This is a genomic window from Psychromonas sp. MME2, assembly GCF_040566515.1.
GTDB lineage: Bacteria > Pseudomonadota > Gammaproteobacteria > Enterobacterales > Psychromonadaceae > Psychromonas.
This window is the reverse complement of the sequence record NZ_JBEWXI010000014.1, coordinates 98443-121813: the sequence shown is the minus strand read 5'-3', so window position 1 is coordinate 121813 and position 23371 is coordinate 98443. Positions and strand designations below refer to the sequence as shown.

Sequence of the window (23371 nt, the reverse complement as noted above, 5' to 3'; positions counted from 1 at the left end):
GAGTATAGATAGGGGTAGAGTCGTTAAGAGTAAACTCCCCTATCATCGCCAATCATTTACCAGCGCGTACAAATCCACCTAAGTTTTTACTGTCCAAATAATCACGGTAAATAGAGCGAGTATCTGCACCCGCATTTGCCTGCAAAGCCAGATCAATGCAGGTTTTTAATTCAGCATGCGATGTAGCATTAATCAAATACTTCACCTTTGCCATATTATTCGCATTCATACTTAACTTGTTATAGCCCATTCCCACAAGGATTAACGCGCCGATCGGATCGCCCGCCAATTCGCCACACACCCCCACTTCGAGATCATAACGACGGCAATTATCCACAATCATTTTTAAAGCTTGTAAAACCGCTGGATGATAACTATCAAACAGACCAGCTACACGGCTATTGTTACGATCAACCGCCAGTAGATATTGGGTTAAATCATTACTGCCTATTGACACAAAGTCGACCTCTTGCGCAAGCCTAGGAATAATAAAAATAGAGGAAGGTACTTCTAACATGACACCGATCTCTGGTAATGGAAATGCTTCGCTAGTTAAATTCAACTCAGTCTTAACTTCTTGCCAAGCTTGATTAATTAACTTCTTCGCTTCGATCACCTCTTCGATGGCACTAATCATCGGTAACATAATACGTAAATTTTGATGCTGTAAATTTGCCATCAGCATCGCCCGTATTTGCACCAAAAATATTTCTGGATGATCTAATGTTAAACGTATACCTCGCCATCCTAAGAATGGATTTTCCTCAATAATCGGAAAATAACTTAATTGCTTATCACCACCTACATCTAATGTACGCATTGTGACGGGAAATTGTGCATATTCATTTAATAATCGCTGATAAGCATCAGTCTGCTCTTGTTCCGTTGGAAATGAGTCGGTAAGCATAAAAGGTAATTCACTACGATATAACCCCACCCCATCAAAATGCCCTGCAACGCGCGCATGCTGATTTTCGTTTAATCCCGTATTGAGTAAAATAGAAACTCGGTACCCATCTGCAGTCACAGCCTCTTTTGCGTCACCTGAATCAACCAATTTCTTAAGATCATTATCTTCAGCTAATAACAGTTGATAATGTTGTAATAGTGGTTTTTCAGGAAATAAAATAACACTACCAGCATAACCATCCATGATCACATTTTTTTTGTGAATTTCACTCAAAGATAGCGATAGTCCCATCACAGCGGGTATTCCCAAGGCACGAGCTAAAATAGCCACATGTGAGCTACCACCACCATAAATAGAAATAATACCCTGAAGTTTATCCGTAGGGATACTTGCCATCATCGATAACGTAACCTCTGACGCCACTAGAATAAGCTTCTCAGGTAAGGAATGATTTTCTTCCACTTGCTGGGTAATATGATATAGAAGTCGTTGTGCAACATCTCTAATATCAGAGGCTCTCTCTTTTAGATAGCTATCACTCATTGCTTCAAATTGAGCAATATAAGATTCAGCAACCACTTTAATCGCACTCGCAGCGGTTAGCCCCTCTACGTTTATCTGCTCTCGAACCTTGCCTAAAAATAATTTATCTTTAAGCACATGTGAATAAATATCAAATAAAGCAAATGTATCCTTAGATAATTGCTCCTTTAATGTTAGGGAGATATTAGAAAATTCATCGCTACATTTTTTAAGAATAAGCTCAAATAGCAAAATATCTTTACTGGTAGAAACACTTTTCTCTATATTCACTTCATCAAGCGTTAAAACAGGCCGTAATACAAATGCCTCAGCAATAGCAATACCCGAACTCGCAGGCGTGCCTTGCAGATGCATTGATCCCGTCAATTGATTACGTAGCTCTAGACCTAAACGTAAATCTGGATTAGCCAAAACCGTCGCCAAATGCATAGCCAAAGTAACCAGAAACGACTCTTCCAATTCACTAAATAAGCGCGGCGTTTTCTGCTGCACAACAAGCACACCTAGCACTCGTCGTTTATGAATAACAGGCGTGCCTAATAGAGAATTAAAACGCTCCTCATGTGCATCAGGTAGTAACTTAAAATGCGGGTGAGCATGAATATTAACAAGGTTTAATGGCTCGCCCTTTTGATGAATAAGGCCAACAATCCCTTCACCAAATTCAAGTCGAGAGCCGATTGCACGCTTCGATAGACCTTTACTTGCAATTAAATTGAGTTGGTGCGTTTTCTCATCAACAATATAAATTGAGCAACAATCAACTTCCATCGTTAGCTTGGTTTGTAAAACAAGGGTATCCATTGCGGCTGTTAAGTCTTTTGCATAGGCTACCTGCTCAACAATTTGACGCAACTGACTCAACATAGAAACTCCTTATTATACAATTATTGTCGATATATACCCATGCAACTTCAAGATGCAAAGTCAGCAAGGAAAAAGAGTGCCGAGATGCGAGGTATAAAGTTGAAGTATAGTTATTCTACATAGAGATTTTATAACAACACAGATGGGCGCTATTTTTCTTGCCCTACGGGGCGTTAGCTCAAAAACCACACCGGCTTTGTAACATTCGAAAAGTGAATAACAATTACCTCATGTTACTCCTTGCTCGGGTATCCGAGCTAGCGCCTGGCAAAGCATTTTTAGGTAACAACATAGGTATAGATACCTAAAGTATCACCTCTTTTTATATGATGAGGCACGCCTTGGACGCTTTTTTCGTTTATTATCCAAACCACTTTGTACTAATGCAAATGTCTGTGCAGAAAACTCTTTCAACGCCTTACGATAAACATCTCGTTTAAAGGAAACAACTTGCCGCACCGGATACCAATAAGTTACCCATCGCCAGTCATCAAATTCAGGATGCCCACAACGATCAAACTCAATTTGCATATCATCACCCGTTAATTGCAACAAAAACCAACGTTGTTTTTGACCGATACAAACAGGATCTGGTGAATCCCAACGCACTAAACGCTTCGGTAATTTGTATCGTAACCAACTACGGCTACTCGCAAGTAGTTTTACATGTTCAGCTTTGAGGCCAACTTCTTCGAACAATTCCCTATACATAGCCTGTTCAGGAGTTTCCCTCCTTTATGCCACCTTGGGGAAATTGCCATGAATGTTGTCCGTAGCGTTTTGCCCATAAAACCTGCCCATTTTTATTACAGATGATTATAGCAACATTGGGACGGTAGCCGTCTGGATCAATCACTAAGGCGCCTTATTATATATGAAGATTCATTACCTAATTTCTTATATATTTTTGGTATTAAATAATAATGAATACAAGTTGAAACAATAACCTATTCTTTCATAGATTATCTCCGCCATCAAATTGATAAATATAAAATTGTCGGATATATACTAACTGACAAGAAAATAGTAAAAATAGATAAAGTCAACGCTGCGCAAAATACCAACAATACACCAACAGTCACATGAATAAATAAATACATATTAACTATCCACGAAAACTGTGCATAACTTTGTGCATAATAAACAGATTTAATTATGATAAATCTTTGCAAGATCACAAAGGATCTTTGTGATAATAATAAAAAAGAGAATTAATAGTTAAATAACAAAGAGATAAAATATTTTTAGCCACAATGAAAAATAACATCTGTAATTAAAAACAGCTATACTTATTCATAAACCGATGTGCATATCTGTGTAGTCTAAAAAATAAACATTTCAAATTTATAGCCTTTTTTTTGTTTAATTATTAGACTAACCGCAAAGTTTCAACCGTGCTATATTTAAAATATTAATACTCCGTTTGATAAAAACGAGTTATCCACTATAAAAGTGGATAACTCTGTGTAATCTTCACGGTAAAAGTCTGAATAACCTTGAATAATAAAAATAGCCTCAAAACCTAATACATTGGTAAATAGATGATACAAACACCCCCCTCGAGGGAGTCATTACTACAACTCGCTGAAAATATCGCAGGCTACTCTCTTGGCGAGTTAGCCAATTTAGCAGGTATCCCGATCGCAAAAGATCTACGCAGGAATAAAGGCTGGGTAGGACAATTAATCGAATTTCACCTTGGTGCGACAGCGGGTAGTAAGCCCGAGCAAGATTTCAAACATTTAGGGATTGAATTAAAAACGATTCCTATCGACCAATATGGAAAAGTATTAGAAACTACCTTTGTTTGTTCTGCTCCTATTTTAAATACCCGTGGTTTAACTTGGCAAAACTCTAATGTGCGCAATAAACTCAGTCGCGTTTTATGGGTACCTGTTCAGGGGGAACGTAATATCCCCCTTAGTGAACGTATCGTTGGCAATGGTTTTCTATGGACAGCCAATAGCACCCAAGAAAAACTACTTTGCTCAGATTGGAACGAAATAATGGAAAAAATATCACTAGGTCAAATAGAAAGTATCAGCGCACGTGATGGGCAAGTGTTACAGCTGAGGCCTAAAGCCGCTAATGGGCAATGCTTAACAGAGGCATTTGGTCAAAAGGGAGAGCTAATTAAAGTAAGACCACGTGGTTTTTACCTGAAAAAAGCCTTTACACAAGCAATAATTAATTACGAATTTAGCATTTTATGAACAAACAACACACAATTGCATAGAAATTAAGCCAAATATACAGTAAATTTACAGTAACATTATTAAAAGGAGGTGATTATGACCATAAAAAAACAATATTTAAAGTCGAAACCTGAAGTCAAAGTTACATTTGAAATCGAAAAAGAAGACGCGCAAAATGCGCAAAGTATTGTCTTACTATCAGAGCATAATAACTGGGCTCCCATTGAATTTAAGCAGCTAAAAAGTGGTAAATTTAAAGTTACCGAAAATGTATCAACAGAAGATCGTAACGGTTTTCAGTTTATCTATAAAGCCACGTTGGCCGATGGAGGTGAATTTACTTTACTGCCAGCCGCTGCTGATAATTATGTGGATAATGGCATGACAGATGGTGGCAAAAACGCCGTTGTCGTTTTAGCACAGTAGACTATTTTCAATTGAAAAAGCGCTCGCATTATTGATAATGCGAGCGCTTTTTTCTATTTATTCTTCTGTTAATTAGCCTCACTTTAAAATAATCAAAGCTTCAATATCATATTGTTAACCATTTATAGCAAACCCCATGATTGGTAATAGCTGGCTATTATGATTGGGGGCAACACAGCTCTCTATTCTTTATAACCAACAAAATAGCTCAGATACTTATACGGATTGCTATTATTCCCTTAATTTGTATCAATTTGCATATCCAGAACTGCGCTTAATTATGCTATCCTCGGTGTAATAGTTAAATGAAAAGAGGTTGTATGAGTAATATTGAAATTCGTGGAGCAAAAACACATAACCTAAAAAATATTGACCTCTCAATTCCTCGCGATAAATTAATTGTTATTACAGGGCTTTCGGGATCGGGGAAATCTTCATTAGCATTTGATACCTTATATGCTGAAGGTCAACGCCGTTATGTTGAATCCTTATCCGCTTATGCACGTCAGTTTCTCTCCTTAATGGAAAAACCCGATGTTGAGCATATTGAGGGTTTATCACCTGCAATTTCAATTGAACAAAAATCAACCTCACACAATCCTCGTTCAACGGTCGGCACTATCACCGAAATTTACGATTATCTACGCCTTTTATTTGCCCGTATTGGCGATCCTCGCTGCCCTACGCATAATATCTCGTTACATGCCCAAACGGTCAGTCAGATGGTAGATTCGATTTTAAGTCATCCCGAAGGAAGTAAAATGATGCTCCTTGCGCCAATCGTCAAAGAGCGTAAAGGAGAGCATGTAAAAACCTTTGCTACTCTTGCGGCACAGGGTTTTTTACGTGCTCGTGTTGATGGCGAAATTTGCGATTTAAGCGATCCACCGACATTGGCATTACACAAAAAACATACGATTGAGGTTGTTGTTGACCGCTTCAAGGTGCGCAAGGATCTACAGCAACGCCTCGCTGAATCCGTTGAAACGACGCTTAATTTAAGCAGTGGTAGCGCCATTTTAGCCTTTATGGATAGTGAACAAGACGAGTTATTATTCTCAGCAAATTTTGCTTGCCCACAATGTGGCTACAGTATTAGTGAATTAGAACCCCGCATCTTCTCTTTTAATAATCCCGCTGGAGCCTGTGAAACCTGCGATGGCCTTGGTATTGAGCAGTACTTCGATCCAAAATTAGTGGTTACCAATAAAACTCTCAGTCTAAGTGCGGGTGCCATCGATGGGTGGAGTAATAAATCCAATTACTATTTTCAAATGCTCTTCGCCCTTGCTGAGCACTATGGTTTCTCTGTCGACACACCATTTCAAGAATTGACTAAAAAGCAACAAGAGTTTGTTTTATATGGCTCAGGAAATGAAAAAATTAACTTTACTTACAGTAATGATCGCGGTGATCTTGTCGCACGTTTACATCCCTTTGAAGGGGTTATTCCAAATCGCGCTCGACGTTACCATGAAACAGACTCCAGTGCGATGCGTGAACATTTAAGCAAATACATGAATCGCAAATCATGCTCAAGTTGTGGAGGATCACGTTTAAAACAAGCTTCGCGCAATGTGTTTATTAATGATGTCAACTTACCCTACATTTCACAGCTCTCGATCGCTGAAGCGGAAACTTTTTTTAAAAAATTACAACTACACGGCCAAAAAGCACAAATAGCAGAAAAGATCCTAAAAGAGATCCTCGAGCGGCTCAGTTTTTTAGTCAATGTCGGCTTGAATTACCTTAGTTTAGAGCGCAGCGCAGAAACCCTTTCCGGTGGCGAAGCACAGCGCATTAGACTAGCTAGCCAAATTGGAGCAGGGTTAATGGGGGTCATGTACGTATTAGATGAACCCTCTATTGGTCTCCATCAACGCGATAATGAACGCTTACTTAAAACGCTCACTCACCTACGCGATTTAGGTAATACCGTGATCGTAGTTGAGCATGATGAAGATGCTATTCGCCAAGCGGATCATATCATTGATATTGGTCCGGGAGCAGGTATACATGGTGGTGAAATTATCGCACAGGGTAATTACAAAACCATTCTTAAAGCTAAAAATTCACTAACAGCCGATTACTTAAGTGGGCGTAAAGAGATCGCGATTCCTAAGCAACGCACAGCGTTAAACGATAAATGGATCAAATTAAACGGCGCCACGGGAAATAATTTAAAATCGGTTAATTTAGCCATCCCCATTGGCCTGTTAACCTGCATTACTGGCGTTTCAGGCTCAGGAAAATCAACATTAATTAATGATACATTGTATCCTCTCGCCCAAACCAAGCTCAACAAGGCAACGACCACCACCCCTGCGCCCTTTAAATCAATCACAGGGCTGTCACAATTAGACAAAGTGGTAGATATTAATCAAAGCCCTATCGGTCGAACACCACGCTCAAATCCCGCTACCTATACGGGCATTTTTACTCCGATTAGAGAGCTCTTTGCTGCCACGCCTGAATCTCGCTCAAGAGGTTATAAACCAGGACGCTTTAGCTTTAATGTCAAAGGTGGACGCTGTGAAGCTTGCCAAGGTGACGGTATGATTAAAGTTGAGATGCATTTCTTACCGGATGTTTATGTACCCTGCGATGCTTGTAAGGGGCAGCGCTATAATCGTGAAACCTTATCAGTCAAATACAAAGGCAAAAATATTCATGAAACCTTGGATATGACGGTGGAAGATGCTTTCACCTTCTTTGAGCCGATTCCGGTTATTGCACGTAAATTACAAACATTAATTGATGTTGGCCTTGCCTACATTCGCCTGGGTCAAGCTGCAACCACACTTTCTGGTGGGGAAGCACAACGCGTTAAACTTGCGAAAGAGTTATCAAAACGTGATACCGGTAAAACACTTTATATTCTTGATGAACCAACTACAGGTTTACATTTCCACGATATTGCACAGTTATTAAAAGTTATTCATACTCTGCGCGACCATGGTAATACCATCGTTATTATTGAACATAATTTAGATGTTATTAAAACGGCAGACTGGATTGTTGATTTAGGACCGGAAGGCGGGAACGGTGGTGGCGAAATTATGGCAACGGGAACACCAGAACAAGTCGCCGAAATAACGGCTAGTTTTACCGGTCAATTTTTAAACAAAATGTTAGCTAAATAAACTGCGATAGGAATAAAAAATAAATGGATGTTCAACAAAAACTGACTCGTGCTTTTTTTATCTGTTTTGCACTTTTAATGCTGTTAGGCGCGCATTACTTTCAGCATAATCAAGGAGGAAGTGGCCTTGAGCTGGCACAAAACAATGTGGTTTGGATTTTTTTCTCGTGTTTAATCGGGCTTGGTTTATGGAAAGTAAGTGAACAACAAAAATTTATTTATTCACGTTTCACCATACTATTTTTAATTGCGGTAGCGCTCTTTTGCGTCCCAATTTTATATCCTAACAATGAACTTGCCGAGCAAAGTTATACCCGCTTAATTGGCCTTTTCGCGGGCTTTTTGTTATTTCTAAGTCTGCAACAGTTTCACTTTAAACGCCTTGAAACTGAACGCCTTCTGTTGCTTATTGTCGGCGCAGGATTACTGCAAGCTTGCTATAGCTTAATGCAAGATTACCTGCTACCTGCACAAAATATCTTTGGCTATGATGTCGGCTATGGTCGCCCCTATGGTATTTTCCAGCAGCCTAATGTACTTGCCTCATTTATGGCGACAACGCTCATTTTATCGGGCTATTTATTGCAACAAATTAGTAATAAAAAAGTGCAAGCTTTTTTATTACTAACCACCCTACTTAATGCGTGGGTGATTACCTTGACTATGTCACGCACGGGCTATCTCGGTAGTGTCATCGCGTTACTTTTATTTTTACCTTGGGCATGGCAATGTAATAAAAAGAAGCTGACGATTTTTATGCTCGCCATCGCTTTAGGAACAGGGATTGCGATGCTAAAGGGGGATGCCTTGAAGGCGCGCAATGTTGATAATCTAAGTGAGGGGGGAGCGCGCTTAAACCACTATAGTAATAGCTGGCAAATGATTAAAGAGAAGCCACTACTCGGTTATGGTTACGGCGGTTTTGAAAAGCATTATTTACTGTTTAACGCTGAACAAGTGAAAAACAATAAATCTAAACCCGAATATGCCAACCTCACTCACCCACATAATGATATGCTATTTTGGGCCGTTGAAGGGGGTATTCTTCCTCTCTTTGCGATGTTATTGCTGATTGCTAGTTTCCTAAATTTACTACGTGCTTTTAAGTTTACCCACGCATTGGCACTCACCTCATTAGTGATTCCCATCATATTGCACACACAGACAGAATATCCTCTCTACCATAGTGCGCTGCATTGGTTAGTACTAATAGTTCTCGTGTTTTATATCGATAATCAAACTAAGCTCACTCAACAAAAGTCATTTAGGTTAACCTTTGGACTGCGTGTTTCAGCAATATTAGTCCCACTATTTACCACTATTTTTATGCTATCCAATCTTTATACTATCGCCAAGATAACTGAATATGAGCGCAGCAAAGAACCTAATATTATGGTGTTAATGGATATTGTTAATCCATTAGTGTTTGCTGATCGTTTTAATTTTCATCTCACCTACTTTAGGTTAGTCATGGCAATACAAAGGAAAGATGCCGAAGAGATCCAAAAAATTATTGCATGGACGAATGATACCGTGAAGGAGACCCCTCGCTCTTATTTTTATATTATTTTATACCATGCTTATATGAGTAGCGGTCAATCACAAAAAGCACAAGAAATTTTAGGCTATGCACGTTATTTATACCCTTTAGATAATGCACTTGCTAATATAGATAAACAAATAAAGGCGAACAATGCGCCTATATCAGACGCAAGTTCAACGGGTAGTACTACAAGTGCAGGACAATCAACAACTAATAAAGCCAATTAATATGAGCAGATATTTTTTCATTTTATTTATAAAATGTGTCAAAGTACTCTTACTTAGCTTGCTGCTTAGCCAGCAAGTTTTGGCTGATATTTATCTCTATATTGACAGCAATGGCAACCAACACTTTGCTGAGCGTAAAGTAAATAATGAATACAAATTATTACTACGCAGTGATACCAATAAGAGCCAAGGAAGTTTTAAAAATTGGAAAGAGAAGCGTTATAACAATATTAGCTTACCTAATAATGCTATTTTACAAAAAAAATACCATCCATTGATCCTAGAGGCTGCGCATAAATATCAATTAGAACCCGCTTTTATCCATGCCGTTATCACTGCCGAATCAAACTATCAACGTCATGCCATCTCTCGCGCAGGCGCGAAAGGGTTAATGCAATTAATGCCAGTAACGGCCGAACGTTTTGGTGTCAATGATCCCTTTGATCCAAAACAGAGCATTCACGCAGGAACGGAGTATCTAGCCAAATTATTGTCGGAATTTAAAAATAAAAAACTGGCACTAGCAGCCTATAATGCAGGAGAAGGGACAGTAAGAAAATATAATAAAATCCCCCCCTATCCTGAAACGCAACAGTACGTAAAAAAAGTGATGGACTTTTATCGTCATTACAAAATGAATTTATAATGAATTTTTTAAAAAACACAATACATTCATCAAAGGCAAAGCAACACCATCAACATACTGTTCAAAAAGCAACCGCCCAATTAAAACGGTTTCTAACATTGAGTTAATAAAATTGAAAATTAATAATTGGCACCGTGAAACGACTCACAAAGTAAAATAAAATATATTAATTTGAGAGAAAAAAATTTACAAAATAGCGCATAATAACCCTTCACCTATAAAACATAGATGTGGAAACAGTAACTTAGATAATGCACCCTAGAGATTTATTTATGAATGATGATGATCTTCTCTTTATAGAAGATGATATACACAACATAACAGAGCAATTATCTTTCCATCTATCTCCTTGGAAAGTGCTGATCGTTGATGATGACAAAGAGGTCCATGCAGTCACTAAGTTAGTGCTTTCAAAATTTGAATGGGATGAGATCCCACTACAATTTTATAGTGCTTATTCAGCCTATGAAGCAGAACAAATTATTTTAGAAAATAAAGATATTGCAGTGGCTTTGATCGATGTGGTCATGGAAACCGATGATGCAGGACTTCATTTAATCAAAAAAATTCGCGATGATTTTAATAACAAATCAACGCGAATAGTGCTTCGCACTGGCCAACCTGGGCAAGCTCCCGAACGAGAAATTATTCGTAAGTACGAGATCTCAGATTATAAAAACAAAACCGAACTCAGTGGGATGAAACTCGATACACTGATGTGTAGCGCACTACGTTCATACCAAAATATAATTAATCTAACAAAAAATAAACAAGCACTTGAGTTAGTCATTGAATCTTCAACGGTGTTATCTGAGACGATCACCTACGAAGCTCTTATTTATGAAACAATGAACTACCTGAGCAAATTACTGGATAAATGTTCTCATAGCGCGACTTCATCTCTATCTTCCCTTGGTATCTATTGTAATCCAACCGTTTTTCACCTCATTGAAGCTCGCGGTGAATTTGCTCATTTGAACAAATTAGATGATTTCGATAAGGTACATGATAAAGCCTCCATGTTAATCTCACAAAGTATTGCTGAAAAGCGTGATATTTACAGTGAAAATGCCTTTGTCATGAATATGCGAAGTAGTTCGAACAGCTCTATCCTATTCTACTTTGAAGGATTTTTTCCACTTAACGCACAAGATATTTCATTACTAGATCTATTTGCCAGTAATACAAAAACCGCTTTTGAAAATGAAGAGTTACGCCATGAATTAGAAGAGGGACAACGAGAAATTGTTTATCTACTTGGCGAAGCAATTGAAAGTAAATCCAAAGAAACGGGCAACCATATCCGCCGAGTAGCAGAGATAACCCGCATCTTAGCGCTTGAATTAGGCTTTAGCATTGTCGAGTCCGAAAAAATTAAATCAGCCTCTCCACTGCATGACCTTGGCAAAATAGGTATTCCCGATAGAGTTCTACACAAAGCAGGCCCGCTTAATGCTGAAGAGTGGGAGATAATGAAAACCCATGTTGAAATCGGCTATGAATTAGTGCGCTATTCCACTCAAGATATATTAAAATATGCCGCTTTAATTAGTTATCAGCACCATGAAAAGTGGGATGGCACGGGTTATCCCAATGGCTTAAAGGGAGAAGAGATCCACCTTGTTGGCCGTATCGCTGCCCTTGCCGATGTTTTTGATGCCCTTTGCCATGATCGCTGCTATAAAAAAGCTTGGCCGATGGAAGATGTTTTAAAGTTCATTGATGAGCAAGAAGGCTTGCATTTCGATCCGAAAGTCGTTGCCGCATTCCGCAAACATCGAAGTCAAATAATTGCAGTGAATGATCGCCATAGAGATTACTTCTAGCCTTTTCAAAAATCACAAAAGTTAGCAAGCATTTACGGTGCTTGCTTATATCCATAAAATAACTTTTTAAATTTTTATAAAAATCCCCCTGTTTGCTTTATAATAACCCCTACTTATACCAATTCGCATAATATTATGGTTATAGCTTGTTGAGGAAAAATGATAGAGAGCAAGGCGCATGATTGAGTAATAGCAGGCTATTACGAATAAATGCAACGCTATCATCTATTATTTTAACCAACAATATAGATCAGATCCTTATGCCGATTGGTATTATTATTGTTTTTTTATTTTGGAATATCGCATGTCTTTTGCAGAACTTGAGCTCGACCAACACCTATTAAATGCCCTTGCTCAAATGGGTCATAAACGCCCAACCAGTATTCAAAGCTTAGCGATACCTCCGGCAATGGATGAACAAGATATTATGGCGAGTGCGCCAACCGGAACAGGAAAAACGCTCGCATTTTTACTCCCCGCGGTGCAACGATTAATCGATTTCCCTCGTCGCAAAGGCGGCTCTGCGCGTATTTTAATTTTAACCCCGACGCGAGAATTAGCGGTACAGATCAGTGAAGTAGCACAACAGCTCATCGCGGGTACAGGACTCGTTGTAGGTAATATTATCGGCGGAGTTTCTTACCAAGATCAGGAAGAAGTGATCATGGGTAATGTGGATATCGTGATTGCCACGCCTGGACGCTTAATGGAATACATTGACTCTGAAGCATTTGACTGTCGTGAAGTTGAAGCCCTTATTTTAGATGAAGCTGACCGCATGCTGGATATGGGCTTTATCAAAGAGATGGACAGGATTGCTGGAGAAACTCGCTGGCGCAAACATACCTCGTTATTTTCAGCCACACTTGAAGGTAAAGGGCTACGAGAATTTTCACGCGAAGTACTACAAAACCCAATACAGTTAACGGCGGAAGTGTCACGCAGAGAGAGTGGAAAAATATTACAGTGGGTCCATCTTGCCGATGATCCTGAGCATAAATTAAATCTACTTTGCGCACTACTCGCACCACAAAAAACAGATTCAGAAAGTGATGCCGAAGAAAAACAACAGAAGATCATTGTCTTTGTTAAAACACGTGAACGTTTAGCAGAACTTGTCGCACAATTAGCCGAGCGCCATATTAGTTGTAATTATTTGCGTGGTGAAATGGACCAAGAAAAACGCAACCAAGCACTACGTCAATTTAAAGAGGGAAGCGTTAATATCCTGATCGCCACCGATGTTGCTGCACGTGGTATTGATGTGCCCGATATTAGCCATGTTATTAACTATGACATGCCGCGTAGTGCCGATGTTTATGTACACCGTATTGGCCGAACGGCACGTGGCGGTAAAAAAGGCATCGCTATTTCCTTAATCGAAGCGCATGACATTGATATCCTAGCCAAAATAGAACGTTATACCGACCAGAAACTCAAACGTCGCGTCATTAAAGAACTACGACCAACACATAAAGAAGCCAAAGTTAGCCAACGTAAACTTAAAAAACAGGTTAATAAAAAAGGTAAAGAGCGCGCAGAAGAGCTGAAAAAACAGCAAAAGGCAAAACGCTTACAGAAGAAAGAGAATATGGGTAAACAGCGTCATCGCGATATAAAAGCGAAGGGTAAACCCGATTGGGCGGCTAAGAAGAAAAAAGAAGATAAAGAGTCGTAACAAAATGATAGATGCCCCTATTCTTTATTAGATTGGGGCATCTCAAAAATAGAGCGCTTATTCTTTGATTTGCGCAATAAATTCATTGGATTGAGTTATCGCCAAATTCATATCCGTAATTAACCGCTCCACATCGCGTTTAATGACATTGTACTCCCCTTGTAATGCCCCAATCGCCTTCGCATTTAAATTATGCTTAAGAAACAAGACATTATCTTGCAATGCGGCTAGTACTGGCTGCATCCGCAGTTCCGCGGAATGCATCGTTTTAATCAGTTTATTATAGCGTTTCTCGGTGCTAGTTAGTTTTGCTTGGCTCTGCTTTTTTAACTGGGCACTGCTATATAGATTAATTTCATCTTGCCACTCAGCAAACAACGCATGTGCAACATCTTCAATCGATTCTATCTTACTCGATACATCATCAGCTGCCGCTTTACTAGTATCATAATGATTTTTACTTATTTCATATTGCTCGGCTAAATCACCGCCATCGAAGTTAATAAGCGTAGATAGATGAGTTAACGCATCCTTAAACTCAGTCTGTGCTTCCTGTTGAGACTCACTAGCGGATTCAACTCGGTCAATCAAGATATCGCGTTTGTGCTGCCCGACTTGCTCCATGGCTGCATAATAGGTCGATTCACATCCATAAAAAGTAAAAGTGAGCAGGGTTATTAATATAATTTGAATAAATTTCATCGGCTTACCTAATCATTATGAGCTCGAATGGCTGTATTTAGCGGCATCAATGATGCTCCAAATATATACAATAGGAACAAATAAATAACCAATTAAGACAACGGCTAGCCCCCATGAAATCAACATTCCAACAAAAAATATAAGCGCAGCTAAGAGCCTTCCCTGAACCAATTGCCCTAAACCTGGGATAAAAAAACTACAAATAGCGGCTAACACATTACCACCAGAACCTTGACCCGACATTATCATTCCCTCAATAGATTAATATAAATAATTACTTTAATACTAAAAGCGGGCAACGACAATTGAAAAATGGTGATATTGCTAAGCTAACTAACAATCGCATCGCAATGAGATCACTATCTTATCGTTTATTGCTTGTTGATCACCAATATAACCTCGCCAACATTTATTCCCCATTTTTAATATAACTGCGATTAATCACGGTTTTATTATTGATTTGATATAACCAATCATCAAAGGTAACCCGGTAATGGCTATTATCGACTTTAATATCAAGTTGATAATCCCAATGCAAAGCAAATCCAGCCGCTTCACCTACCGCTTTGCCATGAATGTCCCCAGCCGTACCGCTGTATCGACCATTATCCAGTTGTGTAATAATCCATGTTCTAGTGGTTTTTTCGCCATCATCAAAAACAAACCACTCCTCTAATTTGCCAACATTATCCTGCCATGTACCGACCATTTTCACGCTAAAGCGACGCGCTACAACACCGGCGTGATTTAACACCACGCCATCAGCTTGTAAGGGGCCATTAAAAAAACGTTGCACATCAAACTCAGGGGAAGTTCCCCTATAATCATCGAGGCGCTGGCCACTACAGCCGCTTATTAAAATAACAATAAGAAAAGCCATTAGTTTCATCATTGCTCTCCAATTAACTGTTTACGCAGGGATGGCAAAGCCGTATTACGGGCCAGCCAGATACCTAAAAATGCCGCAGCAAAATCAGGGTGTTGAATGCCACCGACGGGCACCTGATTATAATAAAAAAAACCTTCCCCCTGCTCAGATACATAAAATGTTAATCTATCTCCCTCTTTAACATCGGGGAAAATCAAGGTCAGTTGTGATAGCCAAGGTTTATATAATGCGGCATTCAACTGTTGTTGTTGCCATTGCTCGCGTGTGGCATCAATTAACCGTTGTCGATCAATATTCTTATGGTAGTGAATAGTTAGTGCCTGTGGATAATGTAGCTCTTGATAGTTACCTGTACGACTATATAAACTAGCATTATAAATATCCATAAACATCCATTTTAAGGTCGCTTCCCCTACGGGCTTGAGATCAGCTGTTATAGTCGCGTGACTAACATTAGTTGAAGCTAATAAACTGATCATAAGGAGCAATTTAAGCTTAGTGATTGCCTCTCCTAATCGCATCATGTTCATCTCCCATTAATTTACTCGATAATAGGTATACGGGCATCAACGCCATCCAGATCACTGCGAGTAAAAATAAACTTGAGAATTCTCCAAAAGGTAAGCTCAGTGCTGAAAGTTTCACTCCAGCAAAATAACTTAAAGGGGCAAAAAATCCTCCTGCCAAGGATTTCACCCATAATGGCTTCCCCTTTAACCACGACATAGAATAATTTAGGCTTAATGCAAAATGAGCCCAAAGCAATAACAACCAGAACGGCATAATAGAACTATCAGGAAAGAGAAATACGTCATTAACCGACAACAGCGCATCAACCCCGCCACCTAACAGCGTCACCCAGAACAGACGATAGAGATCAAATGTGCGCTGTCGGGATAGGTAAAAGTGCAATGCTAATGACAATAACAGGGGCATGATTGCCTGCTGCTGAAAGTAAACAGCAGCAAACCAAGCAACTTGGAACCAAAAAAGATTTATCCAATTTGCATAGCGACGCCAGAGATTATCCACAACGGTAACCGGGTTTCGCTGCAATTAAATGTACGGTACTGATAGTACGCTCTAAAAATGCGCCTTCGCAGTAACATAAATAGAATTGCCATAAACGAATAAAATCATCACCATAGCCAAGTTGACGAATCTCATGCAAAGCGCCTTGAAAGCGCTCAAACCAATGCTTTAATGTTTGTGCATAATCCTGACCGATATCATGTAAACCGGTAATCACCATATCCGTCTTATTTGAAACATTATCCGCCATTACCGAAATAGAAGGCAGGCAACCGCCGGGAAAGATATAACGCTGAATAAAATCAACACCACTGCGGTATTGGTCATAACGTTGATCGGAAATCGTTATCGCTTGAATCAACATTTTACCATCATCCTTAAGATGCTTATTGCAGGTTGCAAAAAAGCTAGCTAAATATTCATGGCCAACGGCTTCAATCATCTCAATGGAGACTAACTTATCATATTGCCCGGTCAGCTCACGGTAATCTTTTTTCAATAGGGTAATTTGATCGCTAAGACCTAGGGATTCAACCCGCGCCTTAGTAAAATCATATTGAGCATCAGAAATGGTAGTTGTGGTCACATGCACCTTATAATTCTGTGCAGCATAGATAGCAAGCGCTCCCCAACCTGTGCCAATTTCTAATAATGTTTGCCCTTCTTTAAGATCTAAACGTTGGCAGATGGTTTCTAATTTATGTAATTGTGCCTCCTCTAAATCGGCATTTTGATGAGGATATATGGCACTTGAATAAAGCATTTCTCGGTCTAAAAATGTTTGATACATCTCGTTACCCAAGTCATAGTGTGCAAGAATATTTTTTTTAGAGCCCGCTTGGGTATTTTTACGCGCCTTATGGTAAATCCAACTGGGCAGTTTCATTATCGTAGCAACACCTTTATCAAGCTTGGCTAATGCTTGCTGCTCTCTTCCAAGGACTTGGATAACTTTGGTTAAGTCTGGACTAGACCATAAGCCTTGAATATAGGCTTCACCGGCACCGATACTGCCTCCTAAAAGCATCTTTTTATAACAACGAGGATCGTGAATAATCACCTTTCCCTGCAAGTCGGCATCTTTATTACCTAATAGTTTTTGCTCATTACCCTCTTGTAATATAATCGCGGCTTGTTTCATGGAAGCGAGAATAGAGAAAATCATTTTTTTAGCAAACTTGTCCAACACACCAATGGAAGCTTCTGATTTATTTAACTCTGCTTGTTCAATTGACATGATTTTTCTCCTTAGTAGAGTGAGGAATATAGGGGATGCCTTTGCAAAACAGGCGTAATGCTTGCCAATAAATCCCCAGCAGGGTTTTTACCGTCATCCACGGAATAGCTAAGAGATTATTACGTAAATTTTGATTAGTGAAAGCCAGCCTTTTCATGGCAATACTGGCGCTAAATAACTTATCTTGCTGATGATTTTCAATTATTAGATGTAACTGTTCACTTGGCTCACTAATACGCCAATGGTACTGCATTTGTAAATCCATGAAGGGAGAAACGTGGAAGGTTTTATCACAGACAGTCTCACCATCAATTGCAATTAAATAGTAATGACGTTCGTTCCAAGGTGTATTACTCACTTCAGCAAGTAGGTAAGCTAAACGGCCACTTTGGTCATAGCAATAGTAGTTATTAATGGGACTAAAATACAAACCGAAACAACGCATCTGCCCAATAAACAGCACTCGCCCTTGGCGATTTTCACCACCAAGCTCCACTACCTTAGACCAGACATCATTTTTACTAATAGATGCTTGATGGCTAAGGTAATCGCTGCTGCGAAAACTCAAAGGGGCAAATTGATTCACTTTAAAATAGCGCCCTAACTTTGCTAAAACGGGGAGTTCATCTAAATCTATCGCCAGAAAAAAAATATTGTAACTAAAACGATGTAGCTTAGGCGCAAAACGTTTGTGAAATACCTTACCTTGATAGATACAAGAATTGAGAGGTTTATTTTGATTCATAAACTAACTCCAAATCGTTTACAAACATCTAATGCACTATTCACACCATCTTCATGAAAACCGTTGTACCAATAAGCACCAGCAAAGTGAGTATGGTTTTTGCCACAAATGCGCGACCTTAATTGTTGCGAGTGGATGCTTTTGCCATTAAAAACAGGGTGGTCATAGTGATAAGTTGCTAATATTTTACTTGCGTCGATCTGCTTGGTTTGATTCAAGGTGACACAAAAGGTCGGGGCATCGGCAGGCAAGCGTTGCAAAATATTCATGTTATAGGTCAGCGCAGCTGGGCTATCAGCATCATTACTAAGGTGATAATTCCATGCCGACCAGGCTCGCTTTTTAGTTGGTAATAGAGAGGCATCGGTATGTAAAACCACCTCATTTTTTTGATAGCATAATCCCCCTAACACCCTCTCTTCATCGGCAGTGAGATCCACTAGCATTGCTTTCGCTTGATCACTATGACAGGCTAAAATCACCTCATCAAATTGCTGCCAATCTTCGCCTGCAACTTGAATTTCAACCCCCTCTGCGACGCGCCTTACTTTACTAATCGGCGTGTTGAGATGTATTTTATCTGCAAAAGATTCGCAAAGCGGCGCGATATACTGCTTTGAGCCACCGGGAATAACATACCACTGCGGCCGATTCGTGACACTTAATAAACCGTGATGATAGAAAAAACGGACGAAAAAATAGAGCGGAAAGGCCTTCATATCATTGAGACTAGACGACCAAATCGCTGCCCCCATTGGTAAAATATAGTGATTGGCAAAGTAATCATCAAACCCCTGCGCGCTAAGGTAATCACCTAAATTTATTTGTGGATCGATACTTTGCTGTTGCCACGCTTGGGTGCAGAGTTTGTTAAAACGTAAAATATCCTTTATTAAGCGCAAAAACTTTACATTCAATAAATTGCCGCGCTGGGCAAATAGGCTATCGAGATTAGTACCACTATACTCCAAACCCGTGTGTTGATTTTTAACACTAAAACTCATGGTGGTTGCCAAACGCCCCACACCAATTCTTGCCAAGAGTTTTTCAAAATTAGGGTAAGTTCTATCATTAAAAACGATAAATCCCGTATCTATTTGCCATGCTTTGCCATCAACTTGAACACTTTTCGTGGCTGTATGGCCACCAATATAATCACCCGCCTCAAAAACGTGAACATCCTCCTTTTGATTGAGCAAATAGGCACAAGTTAAACCAGAAATTCCACTACCAATAATCGCTATTTTTTTCATTATCGCTTCATCCTTTTTGCCATACTTCTCCATACCCAATCGGGTAAAAATGCGAATAACTTCAGCAAACCAGTAAAAACTCTCGGAAAATGTATTTCTCTTTTACCTTGAGTAATTCCTTTGAAAATAAACTGAGCGGCTTGTTCCGCACTAATTAACATCGGCATTGGAAAATCATTTTTTGCCGTCAAGGGGGTCTTTATAAATCCAGGGTTAATTAAACTCACGGCGATGCCATCTGTTTGTAAATCAAGACTTAATACCTTAGCCAGATAACTAATCGCCGCTTTGCTTGCTCCATAGGCTTCGGCACGGGGAAAGGGCAAATAACTTGCGCTTGAACCCATTAACGCGAGCCCTCCTCCACTTTTTAATTTGGGCAACAAAAGTGCTAAAGCGTGTCCCACGGCAATCACATTAGTGCTAATAACACGTTCAAATAACTCCCCATCAAAATTGACAGGATCATCAATATATTCACAATTTCCAGCGTTTAATATAACCACATCTAATTCAGGAATACCCAGCAGCGCCGCGTTAATCTGTGCTTTATTTGTCAAATCAAAAGCAATACAACTAACATTGTTTAAGTTTGCTAACTCAGCTAAAACTTTTTCATTACGTCCACAGGCAATAACTTGCCAATGCTTTGCTTGATACAGTAAACAGAGCGCTTTACCAATCCCAGAGGTCGCCCCAGTAATTAAAATACGCTTCATTGTCTGGCCCTCTTTTTAATCACCTTAACTAGTGTAGATAACAGCGGTAGGTGTTCATAGAGCATCTCACCAAGGTCTAAATAATCGCGGTGATAATCAATCTTATCGCTAAAACTAAGGTGGCTAGCACCATGCACAACAATGGTTTTACCACTGGCAATTTTCGGATGCGCATAGTGCATCGTCCAGATGATGCTTGCTTGCTCCCCCTGTTCAATCACCTCTGTGATATCAAAGTGACACAACTGCAAGTTGCTATAAAGATGCTGAAAATAGCCACGTAATTGAATTAAGCCATTAATCTCATGCAAAGGATCTCTAAACTGTACCTGCTCACTATAAACCTCACTGAGCAGATCCAGATTATCACTATTCAATCCTTGGTATATTTGACAAAATCTTGCTAGTAATGGCGAACTCATGCTTTACCCCTGTGACTTTAGTACCGAGAATGTTTGCAATGCCTTAATACGCGCCTGTGTATGGTCAACTATGGCATTAATCGGCAAATGGATCTCTCGATTAGTTAGTTTTTTTAGCTCTGGTAAATAGTTACGTATGAACTCGCCATTTGGATCAAATTTTTGACTCTGTAAGATAGGATTAAAAATACGAAAGTAAGGTTGAGCGTCACAGCCCGTACTAGCCGCCCACTGCCAGCCTCCATTATTGGAGGCAAAATCACCATCAATAAGCTGTGATTTAAAATAAGACTCCCCCCAACGCCAATCAATTAAAAGATGTTTAGTGAGAAAGCTTGCCGTAACCATACGTAGCCGATTATGCATCCAACCACGCTGCTTTAGTTGACGCATTGCCGCATCGACTAATGGATACCCCGTTTCACCATCACACCACTTAGTAAATAGAACGCTATCATTCTGCCAAACAATATTATTTGCCAAGGGATTATAATTTGCCCCCTTACCAAGCTCAGGATTTAGCACCATGATATGGCGATAAAATTCACGCCAAATAATTTCGTTAAGCCAAACAAAAGCGCCACTCTCTGCCCTATCTAAGGCATAGGGAAAATGCATTAATAACTGATAAAGACACTGCTTCGCACTTAACACCCCCAATGCAAAATAGGGCGATAAACTTGAGGTAGCGGGTTGAGCGGGAAAATCACGCAGCGCGCCATATTGATCGACGCTTTGCTCAAAAAAGGTCGTTAATAACTGTTGTGCATATTGCTCACTCGCTGGCCACAAACGACTATCAAGCTGGTTGGGGGCAATATTAATAATAATCTTATCGGCTCCATCAGCCATGTTCACAACATGACCTTGCTTAATTGGCATCGGGCAGGGACGTAAATCAATTTGCTTCACTTGCTTGAGCCACTGCTTACGAAAGGCACTAAACACTTTAAACATACTGCCCTGCTGCGTTAATACCGAACCAGCAGGTAAAATGGTGTCGCCTTGATGCAGCAGCAAAGGGAAACCGATCGCTTGCAGATGCCTATCTCGATTTATCTCATCGATTTCAGGCTCCGCATTGGCGTGAATTTGGCTAATTTCCCATTGCTTACAAAGCGCCCCTAACCTCTCAGCAATACCGCTAAAATAGTCAACATATTCAATGTGTAAAGGGATACCTAATGATGCTAATTGAGTGCGTAAACTTTGTAGTGTTTTTCCAATAAAATCGACTTGAATGGGGGCAACTTGATGCTTTTGCCACTGCTTAGGGGTGACAAAATAGATAGCACGAGTCTGACCATGTAAACACGCCTCATATAAAGCGGGATTATCACTAACACGAAGATCCTTTCTAAACCAAATTAGCTGCATCACTATCTTTCCTTTGCTTTAACATTAATGGTTATACCGTAATTTCAATGCTTCCGGATGGGGGTGCAAATAGACTTGCTGGATAAGATAGGGATCGGGGTAAATAGTTAAATAATGAGTAATTAAGGTTAAAGGAGCCATTAACGGTAACAATCCCGTGCGGTATTTATCAATCGTATCGGCTAATGCAGTACGCTCTGTACTGGTGAGTTGTTTTTTAAAATAGCCCTGTAGATGCGAAAGTGTATTGGTATGGCTTTTTCGATTAGCGATACATTTTAAGGTCGCCATAAAGCCTGCAATATACTCAGGAGCAATCTCCTCGGCACTCTTTCCTGTACCACCGAGCATCGGCCCCAAGGTGTAATAAATAGTCGGATTATGCGCCATCAACAGGTATTTATGTTGGGCATGAAAGTTGGTCAGCTTAGCCATGGTGATCCCAGAGGCAACCAAGCCCTGCCATTTGTGATAGGCAATAACACGGGTGATAAAGTTCTCACGCAATAAAAAATCGTTTAAACGCCCATCTTCTTCGACGGGTAATAGAGGGTGATCTTGCATCACCTTAGCTGCAAACACACCAACCCCATTACGCTGCCCTTGATTATTATCAGGGTTATATAGTGTCACTCGCTCCATCCCACAACTGGGCGACTTTGCACAAAAAACATAACCACTTAACGGTGTTAAGGTCGGGCTAGTTTGCGCGGAAAATTCCTCTAATTTCTCGGTGACTTCAAAACTACCATCGCTGGCGACGACTCTGATACGTTGCTCACCCTTAATTAAGCGAATGGCTCGGCGAGGCGTCCCCATACCAATCGCCATCTCTGGGCATATGGGATGAAAATCGAAATATTGCGATAATATTTTCTGGCAATAAACACTACGTTTATGCCCGCCATCAAAACGCACTTTATTACCGATTAAGCAACTACTAATACCGACTTTAATTTTATTGGCATCAAATTCCATGTTCATCTCCAGCG

At 39.8% G+C, this 23371-nt stretch carries 20 protein-coding genes and 1 pseudogene; 7 read left to right on the top strand and 14 right to left on the bottom strand.

Going from position 1 to position 23371, the window contains the following annotated elements; all coding sequences use genetic code 11:
- Positions 1-52: 52 nt before the first annotated feature.
- Complete coding sequence (gene ptsP, locus AB1A03_RS15225; RefSeq protein WP_354625465.1) at positions 53-2320, bottom strand: phosphoenolpyruvate--protein phosphotransferase; 2268 nt, start codon at positions 2318-2320, stop codon at positions 53-55.
- A gap of 312 nt (positions 2321-2632) precedes the next feature.
- Positions 2633-3176, bottom strand: a pseudogene (rppH, locus tag AB1A03_RS15220) (RNA pyrophosphohydrolase).
- A 685-nt stretch (positions 3177-3861) separates the two neighbouring features.
- Between rppH and mutH the strand changes: the two are divergent.
- The 7 genes from mutH to srmB all read left to right on the top strand — a co-directional run bounded on the left by mutH (position 3862) and on the right by srmB (position 14003).
- Positions 3862-4533 (top strand): DNA mismatch repair endonuclease MutH, encoded by a 672-nt coding sequence (gene mutH / locus AB1A03_RS15215; protein ID WP_354625464.1) that lies wholly within the window; start codon positions 3862-3864, stop codon positions 4531-4533.
- Positions 4534-4611: 78 nt separating this feature from the next.
- Entirely contained in the window at positions 4612-4941 is a 330-nt protein-coding gene (locus tag AB1A03_RS15210; protein ID WP_354625463.1) for an early set domain-containing protein, read from the top strand.
- A 320-nt stretch (positions 4942-5261) separates the two neighbouring features.
- Positions 5262-8084: an excinuclease ABC subunit UvrA gene (gene uvrA / locus AB1A03_RS15205; protein WP_354625462.1), complete on the top strand. Its 2823-nt coding sequence runs from the start codon at positions 5262-5264 to the stop codon at positions 8082-8084.
- A 23-nt stretch (positions 8085-8107) separates the two neighbouring features.
- On the top strand, positions 8108-9853 hold the full coding sequence (locus AB1A03_RS15200) for a PglL family O-oligosaccharyltransferase (protein ID WP_354625461.1): 1746 nt from the start codon (positions 8108-8110) through the stop codon (positions 9851-9853).
- A 1-nt stretch (position 9854) separates the two neighbouring features.
- Positions 9855-10499 (top strand): lytic transglycosylase domain-containing protein, encoded by a 645-nt coding sequence (locus tag AB1A03_RS15195; RefSeq protein ID WP_354625460.1) that lies wholly within the window; start codon positions 9855-9857, stop codon positions 10497-10499.
- 272 nt (positions 10500-10771) lie between these two features.
- Positions 10772-12325: an HD domain-containing phosphohydrolase gene (locus AB1A03_RS15190; protein WP_354625459.1), complete on the top strand. Its 1554-nt coding sequence runs from the start codon at positions 10772-10774 to the stop codon at positions 12323-12325.
- A 304-nt stretch (positions 12326-12629) separates the two neighbouring features.
- On the top strand, positions 12630-14003 hold the full coding sequence (gene srmB / locus AB1A03_RS15185) for an ATP-dependent RNA helicase SrmB (protein WP_354625458.1): 1374 nt from the start codon (positions 12630-12632) through the stop codon (positions 14001-14003).
- A 57-nt stretch (positions 14004-14060) separates the two neighbouring features.
- Here srmB and AB1A03_RS15180 read toward each other — a convergent pair whose 3' ends face one another.
- From AB1A03_RS15180 to AB1A03_RS15125, 12 genes are all read right to left on the bottom strand, one after another.
- On the bottom strand, positions 14061-14705 hold the full coding sequence (locus tag AB1A03_RS15180) for a DUF2959 domain-containing protein (RefSeq protein WP_354625457.1): 645 nt from the start codon (positions 14703-14705) through the stop codon (positions 14061-14063).
- Positions 14706-14720: 15 nt separating this feature from the next.
- Entirely contained in the window at positions 14721-14948 is a 228-nt protein-coding gene (locus tag AB1A03_RS15175; RefSeq protein WP_354625456.1) for a hypothetical protein, read from the bottom strand.
- A 166-nt stretch (positions 14949-15114) separates the two neighbouring features.
- Positions 15115-15597: a DUF3833 domain-containing protein gene (locus AB1A03_RS15170; protein ID WP_354625455.1), complete on the bottom strand. Its 483-nt coding sequence runs from the start codon at positions 15595-15597 to the stop codon at positions 15115-15117.
- Positions 15594-16118 (bottom strand): chalcone isomerase family protein, encoded by a 525-nt coding sequence (locus tag AB1A03_RS15165; RefSeq protein ID WP_354625454.1) that lies wholly within the window; start codon positions 16116-16118, stop codon positions 15594-15596. The genes AB1A03_RS15170 and AB1A03_RS15165 overlap by 4 nt, the downstream gene beginning before the upstream one ends.
- Positions 16090-16626: a DUF2878 domain-containing protein gene (locus tag AB1A03_RS15160; RefSeq protein WP_354625453.1), complete on the bottom strand. Its 537-nt coding sequence runs from the start codon at positions 16624-16626 to the stop codon at positions 16090-16092. Before AB1A03_RS15160 ends, AB1A03_RS15165 begins: the two co-directional genes overlap by 29 nt.
- Entirely contained in the window at positions 16619-17857 is a 1239-nt protein-coding gene (locus AB1A03_RS15155) for a class I SAM-dependent methyltransferase (RefSeq protein WP_502945975.1), read from the bottom strand. Before AB1A03_RS15155 ends, AB1A03_RS15160 begins: the two co-directional genes overlap by 8 nt.
- Positions 17853-18608, bottom strand: a complete 756-nt coding sequence (locus tag AB1A03_RS15150; RefSeq protein ID WP_354625451.1) for a DUF1365 domain-containing protein — start codon at positions 18606-18608, stop codon at positions 17853-17855. Before AB1A03_RS15150 ends, AB1A03_RS15155 begins: the two co-directional genes overlap by 5 nt.
- Positions 18605-19861, bottom strand: coding sequence for an NAD(P)/FAD-dependent oxidoreductase (locus tag AB1A03_RS15145; protein WP_354625450.1), 1257 nt, complete (start codon positions 19859-19861; stop codon positions 18605-18607). Before AB1A03_RS15145 ends, AB1A03_RS15150 begins: the two co-directional genes overlap by 4 nt.
- Positions 19861-20580, bottom strand: a complete 720-nt coding sequence (locus AB1A03_RS15140; RefSeq protein WP_354625449.1) for an SDR family NAD(P)-dependent oxidoreductase — start codon at positions 20578-20580, stop codon at positions 19861-19863. The genes AB1A03_RS15145 and AB1A03_RS15140 overlap by 1 nt, the downstream gene beginning before the upstream one ends.
- Complete coding sequence (locus tag AB1A03_RS15135; RefSeq protein WP_354625448.1) at positions 20577-21002, bottom strand: nuclear transport factor 2 family protein; 426 nt, start codon at positions 21000-21002, stop codon at positions 20577-20579. The genes AB1A03_RS15140 and AB1A03_RS15135 overlap by 4 nt, the downstream gene beginning before the upstream one ends.
- A gap of 3 nt (positions 21003-21005) precedes the next feature.
- Positions 21006-22379 (bottom strand): deoxyribodipyrimidine photo-lyase, encoded by a 1374-nt coding sequence (phrB, locus tag AB1A03_RS15130; RefSeq protein WP_354625447.1) that lies wholly within the window; start codon positions 22377-22379, stop codon positions 21006-21008.
- Positions 22380-22403: 24 nt separating this feature from the next.
- Positions 22404-23363, bottom strand: a complete 960-nt coding sequence (locus AB1A03_RS15125; RefSeq protein ID WP_354625446.1) for a YbgA family protein — start codon at positions 23361-23363, stop codon at positions 22404-22406.
- Positions 23364-23371: the final 8 nt, after the last annotated feature.